We start from the raw sequence: 19,316 nt of genomic DNA, 5'->3' as shown, positions 1-19,316 counted from the left end.
CCCGACTCCCGCTCATCCGCCCGCGACTTCGTTGTCTGGCTGATTCCCGCGCGTCGTGCCGGAGACACTTCTTTCCGCCCGCCGCCGCGCGTGCTGCCATAAGGGGGCGTCCGGCCGCTTCCCGATAGGAGCCTTCCGTGTCCGCTACCTCGCGTGTCCTCGAGCTCACCTCGCCCCCACCGCTCGCCAGGGAGCTGCTGCGTGCCGCCGTGGCCCGCCGTCCCTCGCGCCCCGCCGAGGTGCCCCGACTGGAAGTGCGGCTGCGCCACTTCGCTCCGGACCCGGTGCAGCTCGCCCGCTACCGGGAGGTCTGCGGCTTCCCCTCCGACGGGTACCTGCCGCTGCCCTTCCCACAGGTGCTCGCCGCGCCGCTGCACATCGCGCTGCTCAACCACCCCGAGTTCCCCTACCGGCTGCTCGGCATGATTCACGTGCGCAACCGCATCCAGCAGCACCGCCGGCTGGAGGAGGGGACGCCGCTCTCGGTGCACACCTGGGTGGAGGGACAGCGCGAGGTGCGGCTGGGACGCGAGCTGGACCTGCACACCCACGTGGAGGTGGACGGCACGCTCGTGTGGAGCGCCTTCACCACCATGCTCCGCCGCCTTCCTGGTGCCGACGCGCGCCCTCGCGAGCCGAAGCCCGCGAGCGCTTCCACTGCTACCGAAGAGGACGCCCGCTTCGCCAGCAGCCGCCCCGCGAACTGGTCGGTGCCCGAGGACACCGGCCGGCGGTACGCGCGCGCCTCCGGCGACTACAATCCCATCCACCTGTACGCCCTCACCGCGCGCCTCTTCGGCTTCCCACGCGCCATCGTCCACGGCATGTGGACCGTGGGTCGCTGCGTGGCGGAGATGGGCGAGGCCGCGGAAGCACCCGCCCTCACGCTCACCTCGGACTTCCGCCGCCCGCTGCTGCTGCCCTCGCGCGTGGTGTTCCAGACGGCGGCGCAGCCCGGGGGAGGCGTCGCCTGGCGTGTGAGGGCCGAGGATGGACAGCCCCACGTCCACGGCCTGCTGACGCCCGGCGCCTGAGACCGATGGCGCGGTCCGTCCGCACCCTGGGGCACTGCGCAGGCGTCTCGGGAAGTCGCTAGGCTTGCCCGCATGGTCAAGTTCCGCCGCTTCGCCATCTCCTTCTTCCTCCTGTGCACGGCGCTCCCCGGCCTCTCCGAGGCCTGGGCGGTGCCCATGGAGGCCCAGGACTCCGCTCCCCCGGAGGCCGTGTCCGTTCCGCCGCTCGTCCCGGCCGAGCCCGCTCCCGCACCGGAGCTCACGCCCATTCCGGACCTCCTCAGCGAGCCGCTGGACTTGCGCGAGCCGGAGCCGCGAAGTGGCTCCACCATGCCGCTGGCCCTTCGGGGCCTGCTCGAATCGCTGGGCGCGGGCGCCACCGGCGCGGTGGGAGGTGTCCTGGGCATGGTGGCGCTGGTCGGGGTCTCCGACTGTGGAAGTGAGGATTGCCTCGGTCCGATTCTATTTGGAGCACTCGGCGGAGCGGCCCTCGGTCTTCCCCTGGGCGTCTTCGCGGTCGGGCGGCTGTTGGGAGTCCGCGGTGGGCTGGGAAGCTCCTACCTGGGGATGCTCGTGGGCGGGGGCGGCGCGCTCCTCGCCTCGGTGCTCATCAATAGCAGTATCGAGAACGGCGACGGCAGTGTCGTCCTCCTCAGCGTCCCCCTGGCGGCGGTGCTCGGCTCCGTCGTCGGCTTCGAGCTGTCCGAGGACCTGTCCCCCTCCCAGTCGCGCCCCGAGCCCCGGCGGGGCCCCAGCTCCAGCCCGGCGCTGCTGCTGGTCCCCTCCGCGGGCACCACGCCTCACGGTGGCTTCATCGGCGGGTTCTCCGGCCGCTTCTGAAGCCCCCGCGCCGGGCTCCAGGCCGGCCTTCCCCGAGGGAAGGCCCGGAGCCCGGCCCCACCGAGCGCCTCAGTGGGGAATCAGCGAGATGTCATCCAGGTACACCGTGGCCTGGTCTCCGCCCGAGGCGTCCTGGAAGTACAGGTCCACCAGCGTCCCGGACGTCAGGCCCAGGCTGCTGAACGGGACAGTCACCTTCTGCCACGTGCCCGGGGCGATGGCCGCCCCCAGCGCCGCGTCCAGTGACACGGCCCCGAGCGTCTGCGTGCCGTCATGGAGCACCAACTGCACGGACTGCCCACCCGTGGTGCCGCCATGCACCCACAGCTCGAGGGACTGGTACAGCGACAGGTCCACGCCCGAGTGGTGGAACATCAGCCCGGACCACGCGTCCGCCTCGAAGCTGATGGCCGAGCTGCCCGCGTGCACCACGCCCGTCTCGTCGAGCGAGTGCGTCGCCCAGCTCCAGTTGGCGAAGCCGCTCTCCAGCGCGTCCGCGTAGATGGGCAGGCCGGCTACGGGGTCCGGGTCGGTGCGCCCTTCCATCATCGCCACGCCCTCGGACAGGGTGACGGTGCGCGCGCCGCGCGTCTGGATGTAGTTGAGGATGGAGGCGAAGTTGGCCGTCTTGTACTGCGTGTCGCGCGTCGGCGTGCCGTCCACGAACTCGTGGAACACGAGGATGAGCCAGCTCTTCTCGGCGATGGCCTGGTCAATCCAGCCGCGCACGGTGGCCACCGTCACGGCGCGGTGCACGTCATTGCCCCGCAGCTCGTACACCAGCGTGTCGCGGAAGTTGCGGCCGGCGTTCACCGTGCGGCTGCTCGCGTAGTACTGGCGGATGGAGCCCTGCACGGTGTTGTTGTAGATGCCGTAGGGCACCACGAAGCTCGGCACGGCGGACACGTTCAGGTTGCTCAGGAGCCACGCCTGCGAGTCCTGGAGCTCGGAGGTGAGCTGGGGCGCGGACAGCGTCGTCAGGTCCGGGTGCGTGAGCGTGTGGCTGGCGATGTCATTACCCTCCGCGACGAGCGTCTGCACCTGGGCCAGGCTCATGTAGCCGCCCCAGCCCTGGGAGATGGCGTTGGTGACGAGCGCGTAGGTGGCGTCCATGTTCCGCGCGTTGAGCGCCGGACGCGCCTTCGTGTACTGCGTGGCCCAGCCGTCATCCAGGGTGATGGTCACCATCCCCTGCTCAAACGGATTGGCCGCGGACGCCGGCACCGCCAGCGCCATCAGCAACAGTGTGACAATTCCTCTCAAACCCTTGCACGGCCGCGACATGACTGCCCCCTCCCGGCGCCACGCTCATGTGGCGCGAGGTGGGGGGCGATAGCAGAGGTCCTGGACGTGGGGCAATCGAGCAGGCCTGCCAGGGGCGGCCCGCCAGGGGAGCGGGAGGACCCCGGAGGTCCCCGTCACGTGGCGGGGATTCAGGACACGCATCGCCCTGTTCGTCAGGACTCCGCAATTCGACACGAAAGGGATACGTCACATGAGGATGATCGCGGCACTCGCAGGTCTGCTGGCACTGGTAGGAGCACTCCCCGCGCAGGCTGCCGGGCTCCAGGACGTATTCGGCAAGGACGTCCCCATCGGCCAGGGCCGGCCCACGGTGGTGCTCTATGCCAACAAGGGGACTCGTGACGAGCTGCGTCAGCACGTGTACCAGTTCATCTACGACGTGCGCGAGGAGAAGCCCATCGTCGTGGTCCACGTGGACCTGCGGGACGTGCCCGGCCTCTTCAAGGGCATGGCGAAGGGGGAGATTCGCAAGAGCCACCGCGAGTCGCTCGACCTGATGAAGCAGATGTTCCGCAAGCACGGGCAGGCGGTGCCGGCGGAGCTGGAGTCGTCGCTGTACATGGTGGCGGACTCGAAGGGCGAGCCCCACAAGTCGATGGGCCTCAAGAAGGGCTTCGACCAGGTCGTCGCGAAGGTGCTGAGCCCCTCGGGTGAGGAAGTGGCCCGTGGGCCCTTCCCGCAGAGCGCCAGGAAGCTTGGCCAGTCCATGGCCTCGGCGCCCGGCGCGAACCCGCCCGCCCGGGTAGCCCAGCGGGCTCGCTGACGCGGAGACTTCAGGCGGACAGCCAGGCCGGGCCCGCTGCTGTGTCCAGCTTCAGCTGGGCCCGCAGCCAGGCCGCCAGCGCCTCGGCCCTGCCCTCGTCGGGCTCGTCGAAGACGACCACCTGACGGGGCTGGACCTCGCCGGTGAGCACGAGAGTGGGACGGTACGTCGTCCGGACGCCCCTGCTCGTCGTCTCCTCGTGGGGAACCACGGTGATGGCCTGGACCTCGTCCCACTGCACGTCCAGCCGCTCCTTGCGGCCAGAGCTGGCGGGCAGGGACAGGCGACGCGCGCGAGGGGAGAGCACGAGGTCGTAGTGGCCGGAGTCCACCCGCGCCCGCATCCACCCCGCCGCGGCCATGCCCGCCGCCGCGACGGCGGCCCACGAGAACAGCGCGACGGACAGGCGCGGGTCGAAGCCGACGGGGATGCCCACGCCGAAGACGGCCGCGATGGCCGCGCCGCCCGCACCGTAGGCGCCCGCGAGCTTCGGTGGCGTGTCATTGAGCACCACGTGCAGGCGGCCGCTGCGTTGCACGGCGGCCACCGCGACCTCCTCTGGCCTCGTGCTTCGCAACGCGGCGCGCGTGGTTGCCAGCAGCACCACGTTGAAGGGGAAGAGGATGAGCAGCAGGAAGATGTCCACACCGCTGGCTCCGGGCTCCAGCACGGAGTCGGTGGCGTCCGGCGAGTGGGACACGGTGACCTGGGCGCCCGCGGGGTAGCGCTGAAGCTGGGCCCCTATCACCTTGCTGTTGGTGGTGCTCCAGATGGCATGGCGGTGCCGGGTGCCCTCATACGACTGCCCGTCCACCGAATAGCTGTAGCGCACGGACAGCCTGTAGGTGGTCCCCTTGCTGCCCCGGTGCGCCTTCACCGAGCTGTCCAGGATGGTGCCCGGCGCCTCGGGCCAGGTCGCCGTGCGGAGGCCGCGGGCGATGCTCAGGAGGACGAACGCATCGGCCCCCAGGGCGACGACGGACCACAGCAGCACGAAGAAGAGAGGCGAGCCCGACTTGAGGCGCATGGGCCACAGCCTAGCCCCGAGCAGGGTGCTTCTGCCTCAGCTCCCCGTGACGGGTGGCTCCGCGGGCGGGCGGGAAATCCACGCGGCGATGAACACGTCCAGCTCGCCCCGCATCACGTCCTTCACGCGCGGGCTGCCGGCGCCGGTGCGCGGGTCCTCCACCCGGGCGCCCCGGCCCACGTAGTAGCGCCGGGCCTCGTCCGTGGAGCCGCCCTGCCCGAACACCACGCGCGAGGCAATGTCCTTCAGTTCGTCCAGTTCGCCCGCGCCGGTGAGCGTGAGCACGCGCCCGGTGGACTCGTCCTTCACCGTCACCTCCGTGCGCACGCGCTGCAGGTAGGAGCCCTCGTGGCTCTTCACCGGACGGCCCTGCACGTCCAGCAGCTCCAGCTCGTCTTCCGACAGCGCGCCGCCCCGATGCACGCGCACGTACGCGCGCTGGCGCTTCTCGTCCTCCAGGCGGCGGTGCATGCCCGCCTCGCCCGCGAGGAAGCCGTAGGCGCCAGGGCCGGCGATGCGCACCACCACGCGCGCGGGCTCCTCCGCCTCGGCCACCGCCACGGCCTCGTAGCCGCGCCGCTGCGCCCAGCCCAGGTACATGGTGGCCAGCTCCTGCACCCACGCGTCCTGCGCCTCCGCCGCGTCGCTGGCGCAGATGTCCACCAGCGCCTCGTTGTCCTGCGGGGTGGAGCCGGACGCGTGGAGCGCCTCCGCCATCTGCACCTCGCGTGCGACGTCCTCCACCTGCTTCGCCGCGGAGGCGAGCTGCACCTCGTTCTTCGCCTCGCGCACCAGCCGCCGCGCGAAGAGGCACGCGGCCTCCAGCCGCTCCAGCTCGTTGAGGTTCGCCTCCACCGAGCGGAAGGCCCGGATGACCTCCGCCGCGCGCGTGGGGTCGTCCCACAGGTTGGGCGCCTGAGTCTCCGCCAGCAGCGCCGCGCGCCGCTGCTCCAGCTCCGGCCGGCCCGAGGACACGGCCAGCGCGCGCGTCTTGCCCACCAGCCGGTCCATCTCGAACAGGAGCGACTTGCGGTCCAGCCGCCGCTTCACCGGGGCCGCGCGGGCCGAAGGCAGCAGGAGCTGCGCGGTGGGCGAGGGCGGTGCCGCGGGCGGCTCCGCCACGGCCACCACCCGGCTCCCCGGCCGCGTCTCCACCCGCACCGGCGTGCCCGGAGGCAGCGGCTTGCGCGCAATCTCCACCGCCAGCGCCGCGGTGAGCGTCTTCTCGATTTCCCGCTGCAGGTAGCGCGCGCCGAACTGCGGCGAGTAGCCGCGCTCCACGAGGAGGTCCACCACCTGCGGCGTCACCTCCACGTCCAGCGCGCGGGCGCGGATGCCCTCGCGCTCCAGCACGCGGCCCACCTCGCGCTGGGCAATCTTGCGGATGTCCACCTTGGACAGCGGCCGGAAGTGGCAGATGGCGTCGAAGCGGTTGAGGAACTCCGGGCGGAAGGCCTCGCCGATGCGGCGGTCCACCTCCGTCACCATCTCCTCCGAGCGCTTGTGGCCCACGAAGCCCATGCCGGACTCGCGGTACACCTCCGCGCCCACGTTGGACGTGGCGACGATGAGCGTGTTGTTGCACGACACCGTCTCGCCGGCCCCGTTGACGAAGGTGCCCTCGTCGAAGAGCTGGAGGAAGCGGTCGTGCACGCTGCGCGCCGCCTTCTCGAACTCGTCGAGCAGCAGCACGGTGAACACCTTGCCGTCCAGCAGCGCGCTCAGCTCGCCGCGCCGCGTCTCCAGGGCCGGGGCCCACGACGCGCCGAAGGGGACGCTCTCGTCGCCGTCGTTGGGGTAGTCCGCCATGTTCAGGCGCACCAGCCTGTCCGCCGAGCCGAAGAGGTACTCCGCCAGCAGCTTCGCCAACTGCGTCTTGCCCACGCCCGTGGGGCCCGCGAAGAGGAACACGCCCAGCGGCCGGCGCGGGTCATTGAGGCCCGCCTTCAAGAGCGCCACCGAGCGCAGCACCGCGCCCACCGCGTCCGTCTGGCCGAGCAGCCGCTCCCCGAAGAAGCGCTCCGTCTCGTCCAAATCCAGCGGCATCGTGTCGTCCACCACGAAGCGGGGCAGGCGGGTGGCGGCGCAGAAGCGGGCGAGCACGTCCTCGGGGCCGACGTGGTCCTTGGCCGCGCCCGCGGCCTCCGCCGCCGTCTCCTTCAGCAGCTCAATCGCCTTGCGCGGCATCCGCTGCGCCAGCAGGAACTTGGCCGACAGGCGCAGGGCCAAATCACACGCGGCCGGGTCGATGGGCAGCCGCAGCTCCTTCTCGAGCTCCTCCGCCACGCGGCCCAGCACCCAGCGCGCCTTCTCCAGCGGCGGCTCATGCAGGGGCAGCAGGTGGAGCCGCTCGGCCAGCGCCTCGTCCGAGCGCAGCAATTCCTGCACGCGCTTGGGCTCCGTCTCGAAGATGAAGCGCAGGCCGCCGGTGCGCAGCGCGCGCACGGCCACCGGGGCCAGGGGGCCTCCCAGGGCCGCCGGCAAGTCCCGGATATAGATGATGGGGCAGGAGTGTCGGCCCAGGTGCGCGAGCAGCTCCTCGAAGCTCTCGGCGGCCTGGCGCTGGGTGCTGCGCGCGAGGATGTTGGCGACGGACACCTCCACCAGCCGTCCCTGGGACAGCTCGGCGTCCACGCGCCCCTCGGCGATGCGGCGCGCCACCTCCTGCACGAGCGCGCTCTTGCCCACACCGGGCTCGCCCGCCAGCAGGGGGTGCTTTCCGCCCCGCGTGAGCAGGCCGAGCACCTCCGTCACGGCGGCGTCCACCCCGTGCGCCGCCGGCAGCTTGCCCTCGCGGCCCAGCGCGGTGAGGTCGCGGTCGATGAGCCGCTCCTGGTCCTCGCTCTTTCTCGTCGCCATGTCGTCAGACGCCCCCTCGCCGGTGGCGCACTCTAACCTTGCTGAACCGCTGTGGTGAGCGCGCAATCCCGACGGGCGCCAGAGAGGCCCCGAAAGGTCGGGGCCGGGCGGCGAGTGGCCGCTCTCAGGGCGCCGGGGCGGGCGCTGTCCCTGGCTGGGCCGGGGGAATGGCCCGTAGATACTCGTAGATGGCCCGCAGGTCCGCGTCCCGCATCTTCCCGTAGATGGGCCAGGGCATGACCTGGAGGATGGCCCCACTCGGCTCTCGGCCGGTGCGCATCAGCGCCAGGAACGCCTCGTAGGTGAGGCCGGCAGGCAGGCCCTGCGCGTTCGGAGTGAGGTTCGGGGACACCACCCCTGGACCGAAGCTCATCCCACCTGCCAGGAAGTGCTCGGCATTGACCTGCTCGGGCTCCCCCAGGAAGGGGTTGCCGCCGACGGCGTAGGGCGTGTTGGTATGGCAGTCGTTGCAGGCGCTCTGGGCGTTGACGATGTAGCTGCCCAGTCCCACCAGGTCCCGGTCCAGCCCATTCAGGTTCACGGGCACGGGGGTGAGCGTCAGCCCCATTTCGATGCGCTCGCGGTCCTCGGCCCCCACGGGGACCTGGCTGTGCTGGTCCCGCGAGGGCTCCGGCGTGGAGCCATCCGACCCGCATCCCAGCGCGAGGCCACCCGTGACGGTGAGCAAGCCCAGTCCCGCCGCCGCCAGCCCCATCCGAAAGTCCTTCATGTGTGCGTCCTTTCCCTGCGCCCGGGAAGACCCGGTGGCGGGAGGCTAGGGACGGCGCGGCACGCGGCCATGCTGCGTGCCGGTGTGGGACCACGTCATCCCGTGCACACCCGGAGCAGGGGCCCGGCCCCGGAGGGCAGCAGGGAGAAGAGCGGAAGTCGGAGGACTCGAACCTCAAGCCGGAAGGCCGGCTCGCACCCGGTAGCAGCGGGGCCTGGCGCCATCGCCAGTCCAACTTCCAGAAAAGACGGAGCATGGTGGAGTCGAACCACGAGCCCTCAAGGGGCTCTCCTGGTTTCCAGCCAGACGGCCGGCCACCCGGCCCGCATGCTCCAGAAAGGAAAAGAGGAAGGCAGGGGACTCGAACCCCAAGCGCACGGGGCGCTCGCACCGCTTTCGAAACGGGCCACCGACCTTCGGTGTCGACCTTCCAGGAAAAGTTGCCGGCAGCAGCGCTCCCGCCTGCCGGCGCGCGGGGAAGTCACGGGGCGGGGAGCCGCCTCCTCACTCCTCCAGCTCCACGTGCCAGTACGCCATGTCACCCAGGAACTTGCCCCACGACACGGGCATGCCCTTCTCGAACATGAAGGTCAGGTGCATCGCCTCAGACACCTTCTTCGGCTTCACCGGCGTGCTGCGCAGCGCCATCTTCGCCACCACCGGGGTGCGGTTGCCCTTCTTCTGGTTGCAGGGCACACACGCGATGACGACGTTCTCCCAGCACGTCTTGCCACCCTGCGCGCGGGGGAGGACGTGGTCGTACGTGGCCTCGGGCCGCGACACCTTGATGCCGCAGTACTGGCAGCGGCAGTGGTCGCGCAGGTAGACGTTCTCCCGGCTGAACTTCACACCCTTGGGGCCCTTGCGCAGCCCGCGGATGAACCGGATGACGGACGGCATCTTCACCGCCACCGTCACCGAGCGCACGAAGCGGTCCTCGTACTCCTCGACCACCTCGACCTTGCCCTGGAAGATCAACATCACCGCGCGCTGCCAGGGGACCCGCGCGACGGGCTCGTAGGATTGACTCAGTACCAGCGTCTCCATGACTCGGCGCCTCTGGGTTGATGTCCACGGCGAGATTCGAACTCGCACTCGGCCGGGTTTGAGCCGGCGGCCTCTCCCAATTGGGCTACGCGGACGTGCTTCGGGAGCTTCTTCTGACCACTCCTCGGTGCTGCTCACTGCGACTGCGTGTGCACGCCCCGGGGATCGAACCCGGCAGATACGGTGTGTGGGACCGTCGCCGTCTCCAGCTGGCTCGGCGTGCATGAGAAGTTGCGGAGCAGGGAGTCGAACCCTGCAGCTCAGGCTTATGAGGCCTGGTGGGACAGCCGGTCCCACTCCGCATGAAAGACGTTGCTTGTGCTCCCGGCAGGACTCGAACCTGCGACCGTGCGCTTAGGACGCGCCCGCTCTGTATCCACTGAGCTACGGAAGCGTGTGTGACGACAGTGCCTCTGGCAGGGCTCGAACCTGCGGCCTCACGGTTCGGAACCGTGCGCTCTCATCCAACTGAGCTACAGAGGCGGAAGTGGAACCACCGGGATTCGAACCCGGACATCTCGGGTGCAAGCCGAGCGCTCTCCCATTGAGCCATGATCCCAGACTGCGGTGCGACAAGTGCTCCCGGTCGGGTTCGAACCGACGACCCCCGGTTTACGAAACCGGTGCTGCTTCCAGCTGAGCTACAGGAGCGGGTGAGACACAGGCCGCCGGGGTGTTGATCCCCACTGGCTTCGATTTGGAGTCGAGGCTGCTCTCCGGAGCGCGGCCTATACGGTGCTGCGGTGCGACGTGCTGCGTGCTGCGAGTGCCGGCCCCCGGAATCGAACCGAGTCCTCCTGTGCTTCAGACAGGCGCGCGGACCACCTACGCCAGGCCGGCAGATGCTGCGGTGAGACGAAGAGAGGCCAGTGCGGGAGTTGAACCCGCCCCAAACGGTTTTGCAGACCGCTGCCGCCCCAGGCGGAACAGGCCATGAATCAGCTCCCCGGGAAGGACTCGAACCTTCAACCCCGCGGTTAACAGCCGCGTGCTCTGCCATTGAGCTACCGGGGAATGTGCTGCGTGCTACGTGCTGCGAGAACCGAGGGCAGGAATCGAACCTGCATCTGCGGGGTCAGAGCCCGCCGCTGTAGCCATTTAGCCACCCCGGTATAGATGTGAAGCGGGTGACGGGATTCGAACCCGTGTCCTCGGTATGGGAGACCGAAGTCCTGCCGCTGGACGACACCCGCGTGAGTACCTCCGGAGGGATTCGAACCCTCACCGCCCGGGTAAGAGCCGGGTGCTCAGCCGTTGAGCTACGGAGGTGTATTGCGTGCCGCCCCTGCGAAAGCGGGCGGCGTGCTTCACCACTGCGATTCAGTTGTCAGAGAGCTACTGCCTGGTTGACCAGAGGGAATCGAACCCTCTTCCCCGGAGTCACAATCCGGTGGCTCACCATTCGCCTTTGGCCAACATGGAGTCGGGGCACCCGGACTCGAACCGGGACCGCCCGCTTATCAAGCGGGAGCTCTGCCTTTAAGCCATGCCCCGTGCACTGCGATTGCGTATCTGGGTGACAGGATTTGAACCTGCGGCCTCACGGATCCGAACCGTGCGCTCTGGCCAGACTGAGCTACACCCAGGAGTGGTGCGGGTGCTGCGAAACAGGGGTGATGGGGACGCTGGGAGTTGAACCCAGCGGGCCCTCGCGGGCTCCGGCTCTACAGGCCGACGCGTCTCCGTAACGCTCTACGTCCCCGGAAGGAGCGGGAGCCCAAAAGCCGAGAGGCCGGGTTCCCTGAGGGGAGCCCGGCCTCTGCATGGCTTCGCGTGTCGGTGACACGGCGGGAGCGTCAGCAGGAGTCGGGCGAGTAGCCACGATACGAACGGAGTCCCACGGGAAAGCTGTGGGCGGCGACCGGACGAATGCACGGGAAGGCGAAGCTGCCGTGCCAGAGGTTGTTGTTCGGATGCTGGGACTTCACCATCGGGCTCTTCCGCGTCGTCGTCGTATTCATGGCCACCGCTCCTTTCATGGGGGACTGACGCGGGGATAATTCATCCCTGACAGCGGGGTGATTTCTTTTCGGGAAGCGGGCAGGCAGGAGGGCGGCGGGGGCGCTTCTCCATAGAGAGAAAGGGGCGGCGCTGGCGCCGGAAAGAGAAAGGCCCCGGAGCTCTGGGAGCTCCGGGGCCTCTCTCTTCTCTTCAGATTCCCGCGGTGGGGATGACCGCCGTCAGATTCACCAGGGCATCGCGCTTCACCCCATGCTTCACGAAGTCCTGCACGGCCCGAGCGAGCGTCGCGGCCAGCAGGCCCAGGAGGGGAAGGTGCGCGCCGCCCTCGCAGGTGGCCTGGCCCGCCGTGTCCTCGGCGTCCGGGGTGAAGCGCTCATCCCAGCGCACCAGCCCGAAGTTGCCATCCGCGCTCACCGCCCCGTGGACCAGCGGCTTGCCCGCCTTGCGCGCGTACTCACTGAGCAGCAGGCGGCTGTCCTGGTTGTCGAAGCAGTCCACCAGCAAGTCGCCACCGCCGCACAGCGCCTCCACGTTGTCGCGGGTGAGGCGCACTCCGAAGGACTCGGCCTTCACCCCGTGCAGGTTGAGGAGCTGCAGCTTGAGGGCCTCGGCCTTGTTCTTTCCCACCGAGGGCTTCACATACGCCTGCGCGAGCAGGTTCTTGGACTCCACCCGGTCGAAGTCGATGAAGGCCAGCGTGGCCTCCAGGTTGCGGCACAGCACCACCGCCGAGGAGCCGATGGCCCCCACGCCACAGAAGACGATGCGCATGGCCTCACCTCACCGGGCGCCGAACGGCACCTTGGGGCGCAGGTAGATGCGCTCGTCGCCGCGCGCACCGCGGAACCGGTCGACGACGTAGTGCTGGAACGCGTCCTCGCGCAGGGTGGACAGGTGCAGTCCGGGCACTCCGCCGGAGCGCACCAGCTCCGCGGCGATGCGCCGCACGTCCGTGTCCGACACCGGCCGGTCCAGCTCCACCGGCACGTCCGCGGACATCCCGTCATAGGTGATGTTGAGCGTCGCCATGGCCTCTCGTGCCTCCTCACGCCCCAGGCGGGACGCGGGAGCGCGGCCGGCCGGGCACTCCGCCGGGACGCGGCCGGCGGTGGCTTCCTGACGCCTCCATGCAGGGCGCTCGAGGGCCGGACACCTTCGGAGGTGGTACGCCCGGGCTTCGGGATGCGCCCGGAGGCGTGCTGCCTGACGCCCCGTGGAAGCGGCCTGGGCCGCCGTGCTCCGGACAGCAGACAGCCCGGCCTCCCGTGAAGGGGAGCCGGGCTGCCTGGAACGCACCGCGCGTGGGAGGGTTACCGCGCGGTGCTGTCACTGACAGGGGCGGGCGCCTGGATGCGCTCCCTCATGACGGTGGGCAGCAGGGGCACCGCACCGATGAAGCCCGAGTAGGCCATCCGGTTGGGCGAGCACCAGCCGGGGTTGGCCACCTTGTCGGGGCTGAAGTTGGTGATCAGCGAGGTGGTGACCTCGTCCGGAGTGGCCTTCGGGTTGAGTTCCAGGAAGAGGGCGACCACACCCGCCACGTGGGGAGACGCCATGGACGTGCCGCTGAGGACGCGAGTCTCCTTGTCGCCGTAGTGCCACGAGGAGGTGATCTTGTTGCCCGGCGCGAAGACGTCCACGCAGTCACCCCAGTTGGAGAAGGACGCACGCTGGTCATCGCTGTCGGTGGCGGCCACGGTGATGGCCTCGGGCGTGCGCGCCGGGGAGTGCTTGCAGGCGTCCTTGTCCTCGTTGCCCGCGGCGACGACGTAGGTGACACCCGAGGCGACGGAGCGGCGGACCGCGTCGTCGAGCGCCTGGTCCCCCTCGCCACCCAGGCTCATGTTGGCGACCGCGGGGGACTGGTGATTCTTCGTCACCCAGTCGATGCCGGCGATGACGCCGGAGATGGAGCCCGAGCCATCGCAGCCGAGCACTCGCACGGAGTGGACGGTGGCGTTCTTGGCCATGCCGTAGGTGCTCCCGGCCACCGTGCCCGCCACGTGCGTGCCGTGGCCGTTGCAGTCATTGCCCTTCATGCTGTCGCCGATGGCGTCGAAGCCGACCGACGCCCGGCCGCCGAACTCCCGGTGCGAGAAGCGCACGCCGGTGTCGAGGATGTAGGCGTGCACGCCCAGGCCCGATGCGTTGTACATGTAGAGCTTGTCGAGCGGCAGGTCCCGCTGGTCCACCCGGTCGATGCCCCAGGTGGGGCCCGGCTGGCTCTCGAAGAGGGACACCACGCCGTTCTCCTGCACGTAGTCCACGGCCGGGTCACTGGCCATGGCCCGCGCCTGGGCCTCGCTCATCCGGCTGGCGAAGCCGCGCAGCGCGTGCTCGTAAACGACGAAGGCGGCGCCGCCGTACTTCGCGGTGAGGCTCTGGGTGGCCTGCGTCACCGCGACCTGCTGGAGGCTCTCCGCCGGCGCCTTGAGCACGACGATGTACTCACCCGGCACCTTCTTGCGCACGGTGAGGAACTTCCCGGTGCGCTTCTGGCTCAGCGTGGCCCGGGCGGCGGCCGGGTCCCTGCACGGGACCTGCTGCGACGCGCACCCACCCAGCAGCACCACCGCGCCTACCGTGAGCGTCCACTTCAGGATGTGTCGATACATGTTTCACCTTGAGGAGAGGGGTTGTCCTGGTGAAACGAATCGACGCTAAATGCGGTTTATCCCTGATTCGGCACCGAGGGATGAGAGCGGGGTCCGTCATTGAACAGGCGTGAAACCTGTGTCGGTTCGGTGGTGCCGGAGCCGCCCCAAGCAGGCAGGGAGGCGTGGGTGCGGGATTTCCGCACTGTGCGGGTCCGTGGCAGGCTCCTCCGCGCGCTCCGTGCGCACTCCTCCAGGAAACGCCATCCATGAAGACGCTCCGCACCACGCTGCTCGTCCTTGGCGGCGGGCTCATCGCCCTCGCGCCCATGACGGCTCCGGCCAGGGGGGCCACCCCCACGGACCCGGGCCTCGTCACCTTCGCCGCCCCGGAATCCATCAAGCGCCTCGAGCGCAGCCGCCACAAGGTGGACTTCTTCCACCTGGCCAACCAGTTCGAGTCCCAGGGCAACAAGGCCTTCTGTGGGCCGACCTCGTCCGTCATCGTCCTCAACGCCGTGCGCATGGGGAATGACGCGGTGGCGAAGCCGCAGGACCCGTTGCTGGTGTCCGCCGAGGACCGGAAGGTGCTGCCCCCGGGCTTCGACCCGCTCTTCCACCGCTATACCCAGAACAACTTCTTCGACGAGAAGGTGCAGGAGGTGAAGACCCGCTCGGAGGTCTTCGGTCTGCCTCGCGGCGAGGCTGCGAAGCCCGATGGCGGCATCCAGCTCCGCCAGCTCGCGGGGATGCTCGCGGCGCAGGGGCTGGACGTGAAGCTCCGCATCCTCGACGACTCGCTGAAGGACACCACCATCCGCGAGGAGCTGAAGCAGAACCTCAAGACGGAAGGGGACTACGTCATCGTCAACTACTTCCGGCCCGTGCTGAAGCAGCAGGGCGGCGGACATATCTCTCCGCTGGCCGCGTATGACGCGAAGTCCGACTCGTTCCTCGTCATGGACGTCAATGCCACGGACCAGCGCTGGGTGTGGGTGAAGGCGCCCTCCCTGTTCGCCTCCATGCGCACGACGGACACGCAGGAGAACCGCGGCTACCTCCTGGTCAAGGAGGGCAAGCCCGCCCAGGCGCGCGACACCCCGTAGCCTCCAGGGCGCGAGCTTCCGCCGCGCGCTACCACGGGCGCACGGTGGTGCCCCACCAGTACAGCGACGCCTCCAGCGGCTGCTTCCGGGGCTGCTCCAGCGTGGTGCGGATGCCCATTTCCCTCGCGGCGTTGAGGAGGTGGGCGTGCCACTGCCCGTGCTCTCCGGACAGCCGGGTGGCGGCGATGGCCAGGGCGCTGGCCCCGAGGGAATAACCCCCGTGGACGAGCGGGCCGCTGGCGGAGTCCTCCCGCCCCTTCACGCCCCGAGGCCACTCCCGGCACGCGGCGAAGGGCAGGAGGTCTCCCGCCGGCCGGCCGCAGTAGTCCTTCACCAGGGTGCGGGTGAAGGTCCCCGCCGCCGGGTGGGACGCCATGGCCAGGAATGCACCCGTCCAGGCGAGCGTCGTGGCGCGAGGCGTGGGCTCCAGGGGGCGGCCCTTCGCGTCCACCTTCGCGGGGAAGCCCGTGGGCAGGCCCGCGAGCTCCACGAGCCGCGCGACGAGCTGTTCGCCCGCGTCTCGTGAGCGGGTGTTTCCTCGCAGCCGCCCATGCAGCAGCAGGCCCGCGGCGGCCGGAGCGCTGTCGCAGGGCCAGATGGACTGGCCGAAGCTGGGCAGCAGCGGCTGGTGCGCGAGCGCGTCCACGAGCTGCGCGGCCAGGGCGTCGAAGAGGGCGGTGGACTCCGCATCACCCAGTCCCGCGCGCTCCATGCCCGCGAGCATCAGCAGCACGTAGCCCCGGTAGAGCACGCTGGTGGGGAGCGTGTGCCCCTCGACGCGCGTGCTCTCTCCGCGAAGGAAGGGGCTCCTGGCCCTGCCGAGCGCATCCGCGAGCAGCGCCTTCAGGCGTCTGGGCGTGTCGGGCAGTGGGTGGCCGTCCAGCGCCGCTTGGATGAGGATGAAGGACAGGTGGGCGTCACAGAGGAGCTGTGCCTCGATGAAGCGTCGCCTGGCGTCGCCGAGCAGCTTCGGTTCGCAGCCCTTGCCGAGGATGCGCTGCTCCAGCGCATCGAGCGACTCCGTGGGGAGCGCGCCCGTGGTGGGCTCCGGCGCGGCAAGGACCGCCGGGTTGCCGCCATCGTAAGGCGGGCCTTCCGCGTGCACGGAGGCCGGTAACCAGCAGCACAGCACCAGGAGCCAGGGCCGCCAGCCACCGAGGGAAGAGGCATCTCCAGACATGCTCGGAGACGTCACTCCGTTTCCGGGGACCCGGGGTGGCCCAGGAGGTGGCCGGTCGCGAGCCCGGAAGGAACGGTCGTTCCGGACCGGTGGACGGCCGGGCGGTCCGGCCGGGCGGCGGGGATGCGCCTGGAAGGAACGTTCGTTCCGCCGGAGGGGGGTGGTCTGGCCGGGTGCGGGGGGAGCCTGGAAGGAGCGTTCATTCCGGCCGAGGCTTGGCGGTCAGGGCGTCTCGCGCTGGACCTTGATGTCGTCGAATCGCCCTTCGCGCTCCAGTCGCCAGAGGTCCTCGTCGGTGACGAAGGGCTGTCCCAGCAGCTCGCGGGCTTTCTTCACCTTCGCCATCAGCAGCGGGTCGGTGATGGGCGTGCTGTTCTCCTTCGTGGGTTGGGGAGGCGGCCGCATCACCGAGAAGGTGCCCCGAGCAGGATGTCCGTCCAGCGTGTTCCCCTCCAGCGCGTAGGTGACGACGGACACGTCGGGCTCGGCCTTCGTGTCCAGCGACACCGTCACCTCCACGCCCTGGCCTTCGGGAATGGCGTCCACGCCCAGGGACACCTCCTCCGCGTCCTCCGGCAGCGGCGGAGCGCCAGGCTCCGGCACCCGGGCGCGAAGGGCTGTCACGCGCTCCAGCCGCACCAGTCCCTTCCATGGGTGGTACAGGCGGAAGGTCTGTCGCACCACACCGTCCTCGCCACGCACCGGGAAGCGCGGGGTGCCCTTCGCCAGCACGGTGACGACGCCCTTCTTGTCGAAGTTCTCGAACGACGTGTTGAGCACCTGCAGCGACGAGCGGCCTGTCAGCTTCCGGCCCTTCGCATCGAACACGTCCACTCGGACCAGGTGCTGGAAGTACATGGCCCAGCGCTGCGTTCCCGCACCGCCCAGGGTGTGGGACACCACCGGCGTGGTTGTCGTCACCGTGTGCTGGTCGTCGAACGTCCACACGTACTTCACCGGCGTGAAGGGCGGGCGTGGCGCCGCGTCCCGCTTCGGCACTTCGATGATGCGGGCGAGGAACTCGTAGTCCTCGTCGGCGTTGGGGAGTCGCCGGGAGAAGACCTCTACCAGTCGCTCGGGCTCGCAGGGCTTCACCTTGTAGCGCGGCACCGGCACCTCCGTGGCCACGTTGTTCTTCCCGAAGACCGTCACCACGGGCAGCTCGTACGTCCCATCCGGCTCCAGCCACACTCGCAGCGGCACGCGCATTCCGGTGCCCGTGCCGATGGTCGTGTGCAGGTACGTGTCATTGCCATCCGGCGAGTGCGCCCGGACGCTGATGAGGTTGTCCTCACCGGAGCACACCTCCTGCTTCTCCACAGTCACCGCGTCGATGACGGGCGGAGGCGCGGGCACCGCCGGAGACGCGGCCGCCACCGTGGGGGGGACGCCGACGGGGACTGGCGCCGGCGCGGGGGAGGGAGGCTCGTCTGGCACGGAGGCCCTCGCGCTCGTGTGCGGCGGCGCGGACGGTGTCGTGGGGCTCAGGGTGAGGAGCCACCCGACACCGAGCACCACCAACGCCAATCCCAGCATCATTGCCCAGCGTCGCTTCCAGCAGGGTGGGTTCACCGGCTTCATCCGAGGGTGCCTCGCATCCGTTCAGAGCGTTCAGGTCAATGAGAGGGAGTGCCTTGTTGCCAGCAGCCGTACGCGTTGCCGCCCAGGCTCACCGGAGCTGGAGCGGAAAGGGAGTGCTGCACTGCCAGCAGCCGTACGCGTTGCCGCTCAGGCGCACCGGAGCAGGTACGGAGCAGGAGCGCTTCACTGCCAGCAGCCGTACACGTTGCCACCCGAGTTCCACTGGAGCTGGTGCGAGTAGTCGCTCGCCCACAGCGTGGAGGCGATGGGGTGGACGCCCCAGCCGCCGATGCGGTCCGGGCTGATGGAGGTGGCGGTGGTGGAGGCGTTGTCGCGCACGCCCTTCCAGACGCTGCTGCTGCTCGTGTCGCAGCGGCCGGCGGCCATGCAGTTGGCCACCTGGTTGCCGGCGTTGCCGCACACGTTCCAGAAGATGGGGCAGATGACCGTCAGGGCCGCGTTCTCGAACCACCCGAGCGACGCCTTGCAGTGGTTGTAGACGCCCGAATAGAGCGAGTTGGATGCGTTGGCGATGCGCTCATGCGGATACGTGTACGCGGGCACGAAGCCCCGGCCCGCGTAGTTGTGCGCGTAGGCGAGGAAGGTGGAGCACACCATGCCGTTGTTCGCCGCGCTGCCAGGCATCTGGTGGACGGACTGGAGGTCCCGGTACTGGAAGAGCGAGTAGGGCACGCGCGCGCCGTTCCACAGTGGCCGGTCGATGTACTGGCCCGAGTCGAAGTGGGACACGTCGCTGACATAGGGGTGGTTGAACCAGAGGTTGTCCGCCACCTGGGCCGCGCCCATGGCGTCGCCGAGCTGCCACCCCGACCACACCGGGCCGCTCCCGTCCGGGTTGTACATGTAGTGGTAGATGCCGCCCTGGTTGATCTGCTCCAGGCCCGGGTAGCCGTACTGGAGCTGATTCACGTTGAGCGGCGTCCCACACACGCCAGGCCACGAGTTCTGGTCCGGGTCCTCCATGGTGGCGTGGGACACGCCGCCGATGGCGCCGTGGGACAGCATGGAGTGCGTGCGGAACTCGCCGATGGCGTCGATGACGGTGCGGATGGGGCCCTCGCCGCGGTCGAAGACCACCGCGCCGTTCGGGGCGTTCCAGCCGGCGGATGTGTAGCCACACTCGGAGGCGTTGGCGGTGAAGGGCACCACCATCGCGGACACTGCGAGACAACCTGCAAGGAATCGACGCATCACGACCTCCCGTGCCTGGGACGGCCCACGCTACGCCCGTCGGCTCCGCATTCCACACGAGGGGCGCGCGAGGCCGTGAGGCAAGGAACAGGGGATT

At 69.7% G+C, this 19,316-nt stretch carries 16 protein-coding genes and 17 tRNA genes; 4 read left to right on the top strand and 29 right to left on the bottom strand.

Annotated features, from left to right (window positions below; translation table 11 throughout):
- Nucleotides 1-137 precede the first annotated feature (137 nt).
- Together G4D85_RS02035 and G4D85_RS02030 are read left to right on the top strand one after the other, a co-directional pair.
- Nucleotides 138-1,034, top strand: a complete 897-nt coding sequence (locus tag G4D85_RS02035; RefSeq protein ID WP_164007336.1) for a MaoC family dehydratase — start codon at nucleotides 138-140, stop codon at nucleotides 1,032-1,034.
- Between the two features lie 72 nt (nucleotides 1,035-1,106).
- Entirely contained in the window at nucleotides 1,107-1,853 is a 747-nt protein-coding gene (locus G4D85_RS02030) for a hypothetical protein (RefSeq protein ID WP_164007333.1), read from the top strand.
- A 69-nt stretch (nucleotides 1,854-1,922) separates the two neighbouring features.
- Here the strand turns inward: G4D85_RS02030 and G4D85_RS02025 are convergent, their stop codons facing one another.
- The gene (locus tag G4D85_RS02025) at nucleotides 1,923-3,041 is read right to left on the bottom strand and encodes a polysaccharide deacetylase family protein (protein WP_240359022.1); all 1,119 of its coding nucleotides are present in this window, start codon (nucleotides 3,039-3,041) and stop codon (nucleotides 1,923-1,925) included.
- Nucleotides 3,042-3,348: 307 nt separating this feature from the next.
- On the opposite strand from G4D85_RS02025, the gene G4D85_RS02020 reads away from it, so the two are divergent.
- Nucleotides 3,349-3,921 (top strand): hypothetical protein, encoded by a 573-nt coding sequence (locus G4D85_RS02020; RefSeq protein ID WP_164007329.1) that lies wholly within the window; start codon nucleotides 3,349-3,351, stop codon nucleotides 3,919-3,921.
- Between the two features lie 10 nt (nucleotides 3,922-3,931).
- Here G4D85_RS02020 and G4D85_RS02015 read toward each other — a convergent pair whose 3' ends face one another.
- From G4D85_RS02015 to G4D85_RS01895, 25 genes are all read right to left on the bottom strand, one after another.
- Nucleotides 3,932-4,948: a DUF3592 domain-containing protein gene (locus tag G4D85_RS02015; RefSeq protein ID WP_164007327.1), complete on the bottom strand. Its 1,017-nt coding sequence runs from the start codon at nucleotides 4,946-4,948 to the stop codon at nucleotides 3,932-3,934.
- A gap of 36 nt (nucleotides 4,949-4,984) precedes the next feature.
- Entirely contained in the window at nucleotides 4,985-7,807 is a 2,823-nt protein-coding gene (locus G4D85_RS02010; protein WP_164007325.1) for an AAA family ATPase, read from the bottom strand.
- A 124-nt stretch (nucleotides 7,808-7,931) separates the two neighbouring features.
- Nucleotides 7,932-8,537: a cytochrome C gene (locus G4D85_RS02005; protein WP_164007323.1), complete on the bottom strand. Its 606-nt coding sequence runs from the start codon at nucleotides 8,535-8,537 to the stop codon at nucleotides 7,932-7,934.
- 248 nt (nucleotides 8,538-8,785) lie between these two features.
- Nucleotides 8,786-8,871: transfer RNA gene (locus G4D85_RS02000), tRNA-Ser, on the bottom strand.
- Between the two features lie 170 nt (nucleotides 8,872-9,041).
- Complete coding sequence (locus G4D85_RS01995; RefSeq protein WP_164007320.1) at nucleotides 9,042-9,584, bottom strand: HNH endonuclease; 543 nt, start codon at nucleotides 9,582-9,584, stop codon at nucleotides 9,042-9,044.
- A 21-nt stretch (nucleotides 9,585-9,605) separates the two neighbouring features.
- Nucleotides 9,606-9,679, bottom strand: a tRNA-Leu gene (locus G4D85_RS01990).
- 136 nt (nucleotides 9,680-9,815) lie between these two features.
- Nucleotides 9,816-9,887, bottom strand: a tRNA-Met gene (locus G4D85_RS01985).
- Nucleotides 9,888-9,903: 16 nt separating this feature from the next.
- Nucleotides 9,904-9,978, bottom strand: a tRNA-Arg gene (locus G4D85_RS01980).
- Nucleotides 9,979-9,992: 14 nt separating this feature from the next.
- Nucleotides 9,993-10,067, bottom strand: a tRNA-Arg gene (locus tag G4D85_RS01975).
- Nucleotides 10,068-10,072: 5 nt separating this feature from the next.
- Nucleotides 10,073-10,143, bottom strand: a tRNA-Ala gene (locus G4D85_RS01970).
- 18 nt (nucleotides 10,144-10,161) lie between these two features.
- A tRNA-Thr gene (locus tag G4D85_RS01965) sits at nucleotides 10,162-10,235 on the bottom strand.
- 116 nt (nucleotides 10,236-10,351) lie between these two features.
- Nucleotides 10,352-10,424, bottom strand: a tRNA-Phe gene (locus G4D85_RS01960).
- Between the two features lie 23 nt (nucleotides 10,425-10,447).
- A tRNA-Cys gene (locus tag G4D85_RS01955) sits at nucleotides 10,448-10,517 on the bottom strand.
- A gap of 9 nt (nucleotides 10,518-10,526) precedes the next feature.
- Nucleotides 10,527-10,598: transfer RNA gene (locus G4D85_RS01950), tRNA-Asn, on the bottom strand.
- Between the two features lie 26 nt (nucleotides 10,599-10,624).
- Nucleotides 10,625-10,696, bottom strand: a tRNA-Gln gene (locus tag G4D85_RS01945).
- 10 nt (nucleotides 10,697-10,706) lie between these two features.
- Nucleotides 10,707-10,777 (bottom strand) — tRNA-Gly (locus G4D85_RS01940).
- 5 nt (nucleotides 10,778-10,782) lie between these two features.
- Nucleotides 10,783-10,853, bottom strand: a tRNA-Lys gene (locus tag G4D85_RS01935).
- A gap of 74 nt (nucleotides 10,854-10,927) precedes the next feature.
- A tRNA-His gene (locus G4D85_RS01930) sits at nucleotides 10,928-10,999 on the bottom strand.
- Between the two features lie 8 nt (nucleotides 11,000-11,007).
- A tRNA-Ile gene (locus tag G4D85_RS01925) sits at nucleotides 11,008-11,078 on the bottom strand.
- Between the two features lie 17 nt (nucleotides 11,079-11,095).
- A tRNA-Pro gene (locus G4D85_RS01920) sits at nucleotides 11,096-11,170 on the bottom strand.
- Between the two features lie 31 nt (nucleotides 11,171-11,201).
- Nucleotides 11,202-11,286, bottom strand: a tRNA-Tyr gene (locus G4D85_RS01915).
- A gap of 94 nt (nucleotides 11,287-11,380) precedes the next feature.
- The gene (locus G4D85_RS01910) at nucleotides 11,381-11,545 is read right to left on the bottom strand and encodes a hypothetical protein (RefSeq protein WP_164007318.1); all 165 of its coding nucleotides are present in this window, start codon (nucleotides 11,543-11,545) and stop codon (nucleotides 11,381-11,383) included.
- Between the two features lie 190 nt (nucleotides 11,546-11,735).
- On the bottom strand, nucleotides 11,736-12,317 hold the full coding sequence (locus G4D85_RS01905) for a HesA/MoeB/ThiF family protein (RefSeq protein ID WP_164007316.1): 582 nt from the start codon (nucleotides 12,315-12,317) through the stop codon (nucleotides 11,736-11,738).
- A 9-nt stretch (nucleotides 12,318-12,326) separates the two neighbouring features.
- Nucleotides 12,327-12,575 (bottom strand): hypothetical protein, encoded by a 249-nt coding sequence (locus tag G4D85_RS01900; protein WP_164007315.1) that lies wholly within the window; start codon nucleotides 12,573-12,575, stop codon nucleotides 12,327-12,329.
- A 281-nt stretch (nucleotides 12,576-12,856) separates the two neighbouring features.
- Complete coding sequence (locus tag G4D85_RS01895; RefSeq protein WP_164007313.1) at nucleotides 12,857-14,161, bottom strand: S8 family peptidase; 1,305 nt, start codon at nucleotides 14,159-14,161, stop codon at nucleotides 12,857-12,859.
- Nucleotides 14,162-14,409: 248 nt separating this feature from the next.
- Here G4D85_RS01895 and G4D85_RS01890 point away from each other — a divergent pair, with 248 nt between their 5' ends.
- A complete protein-coding gene (locus G4D85_RS01890; protein WP_164007311.1) occupies nucleotides 14,410-15,246 on the top strand; it encodes a phytochelatin synthase family protein in 837 nt (278 codons plus the stop codon).
- A 28-nt stretch (nucleotides 15,247-15,274) separates the two neighbouring features.
- Here G4D85_RS01890 and G4D85_RS01885 read toward each other — a convergent pair whose 3' ends face one another.
- From G4D85_RS01885 to G4D85_RS01875, 3 genes are all read right to left on the bottom strand, one after another.
- Complete coding sequence (locus tag G4D85_RS01885; RefSeq protein WP_240359021.1) at nucleotides 15,275-16,426, bottom strand: hypothetical protein; 1,152 nt, start codon at nucleotides 16,424-16,426, stop codon at nucleotides 15,275-15,277.
- A 222-nt stretch (nucleotides 16,427-16,648) separates the two neighbouring features.
- A complete protein-coding gene (locus tag G4D85_RS01880; protein ID WP_240359020.1) occupies nucleotides 16,649-17,965 on the bottom strand; it encodes a hypothetical protein in 1,317 nt (438 codons plus the stop codon).
- A 225-nt stretch (nucleotides 17,966-18,190) separates the two neighbouring features.
- Nucleotides 18,191-19,219, bottom strand: coding sequence for a hypothetical protein (locus tag G4D85_RS01875; RefSeq protein WP_164007306.1), 1,029 nt, complete (start codon nucleotides 19,217-19,219; stop codon nucleotides 18,191-18,193).
- Nucleotides 19,220-19,316 lie beyond the last annotated feature (97 nt).

Source organism: Pyxidicoccus trucidator, from assembly GCF_010894435.1.
Lineage (GTDB): Bacteria > Myxococcota > Myxococcia > Myxococcales > Myxococcaceae > Myxococcus > Myxococcus trucidator.
Note: the sequence above shows the minus strand (reverse complement) of the source record. Positions and strands in the feature narration are given on the sequence as shown.

Coding starts and splice junctions, on each gene's coding strand:
- G4D85_RS01890 (WP_164007311.1), top strand. CDS start 14,410: ATGAAGACGCTCCGCACCACGCTGCTCGTCCTTGGCGGCGGGCTCATC.
- G4D85_RS02005 (WP_164007323.1), bottom strand. CDS start 8,537: ATGAAGGACTTTCGGATGGGGCTGGCGGCGGCGGGACTGGGCTTGCTC.
- G4D85_RS01910 (WP_164007318.1), bottom strand. CDS start 11,545: ATGAATACGACGACGACGCGGAAGAGCCCGATGGTGAAGTCCCAGCAT.
- G4D85_RS01895 (WP_164007313.1), bottom strand. CDS start 14,161: ATGTATCGACACATCCTGAAGTGGACGCTCACGGTAGGCGCGGTGGTG.
- G4D85_RS01885 (WP_240359021.1), bottom strand. CDS start 16,426: ATGTCTGGAGATGCCTCTTCCCTCGGTGGCTGGCGGCCCTGGCTCCTG.
- G4D85_RS02030 (WP_164007333.1), top strand. CDS start 1,107: ATGGTCAAGTTCCGCCGCTTCGCCATCTCCTTCTTCCTCCTGTGCACG.
- G4D85_RS02015 (WP_164007327.1), bottom strand. CDS start 4,948: ATGCGCCTCAAGTCGGGCTCGCCTCTCTTCTTCGTGCTGCTGTGGTCC.
- G4D85_RS02020 (WP_164007329.1), top strand. CDS start 3,349: ATGAGGATGATCGCGGCACTCGCAGGTCTGCTGGCACTGGTAGGAGCA.
- G4D85_RS02010 (WP_164007325.1), bottom strand. CDS start 7,807: ATGGCGACGAGAAAGAGCGAGGACCAGGAGCGGCTCATCGACCGCGAC.
- G4D85_RS01900 (WP_164007315.1), bottom strand. CDS start 12,575: ATGGCGACGCTCAACATCACCTATGACGGGATGTCCGCGGACGTGCCG.
- G4D85_RS01875 (WP_164007306.1), bottom strand. CDS start 19,219: ATGCGTCGATTCCTTGCAGGTTGTCTCGCAGTGTCCGCGATGGTGGTG.
- G4D85_RS01880 (WP_240359020.1), bottom strand. CDS start 17,965: ATGATGCTGGGATTGGCGTTGGTGGTGCTCGGTGTCGGGTGGCTCCTC.
- G4D85_RS01905 (WP_164007316.1), bottom strand. CDS start 12,317: ATGCGCATCGTCTTCTGTGGCGTGGGGGCCATCGGCTCCTCGGCGGTG.
- G4D85_RS02025 (WP_240359022.1), bottom strand. CDS start 3,041: ATGGTGACCATCACCCTGGATGACGGCTGGGCCACGCAGTACACGAAG.
- G4D85_RS01995 (WP_164007320.1), bottom strand. CDS start 9,584: ATGGAGACGCTGGTACTGAGTCAATCCTACGAGCCCGTCGCGCGGGTC.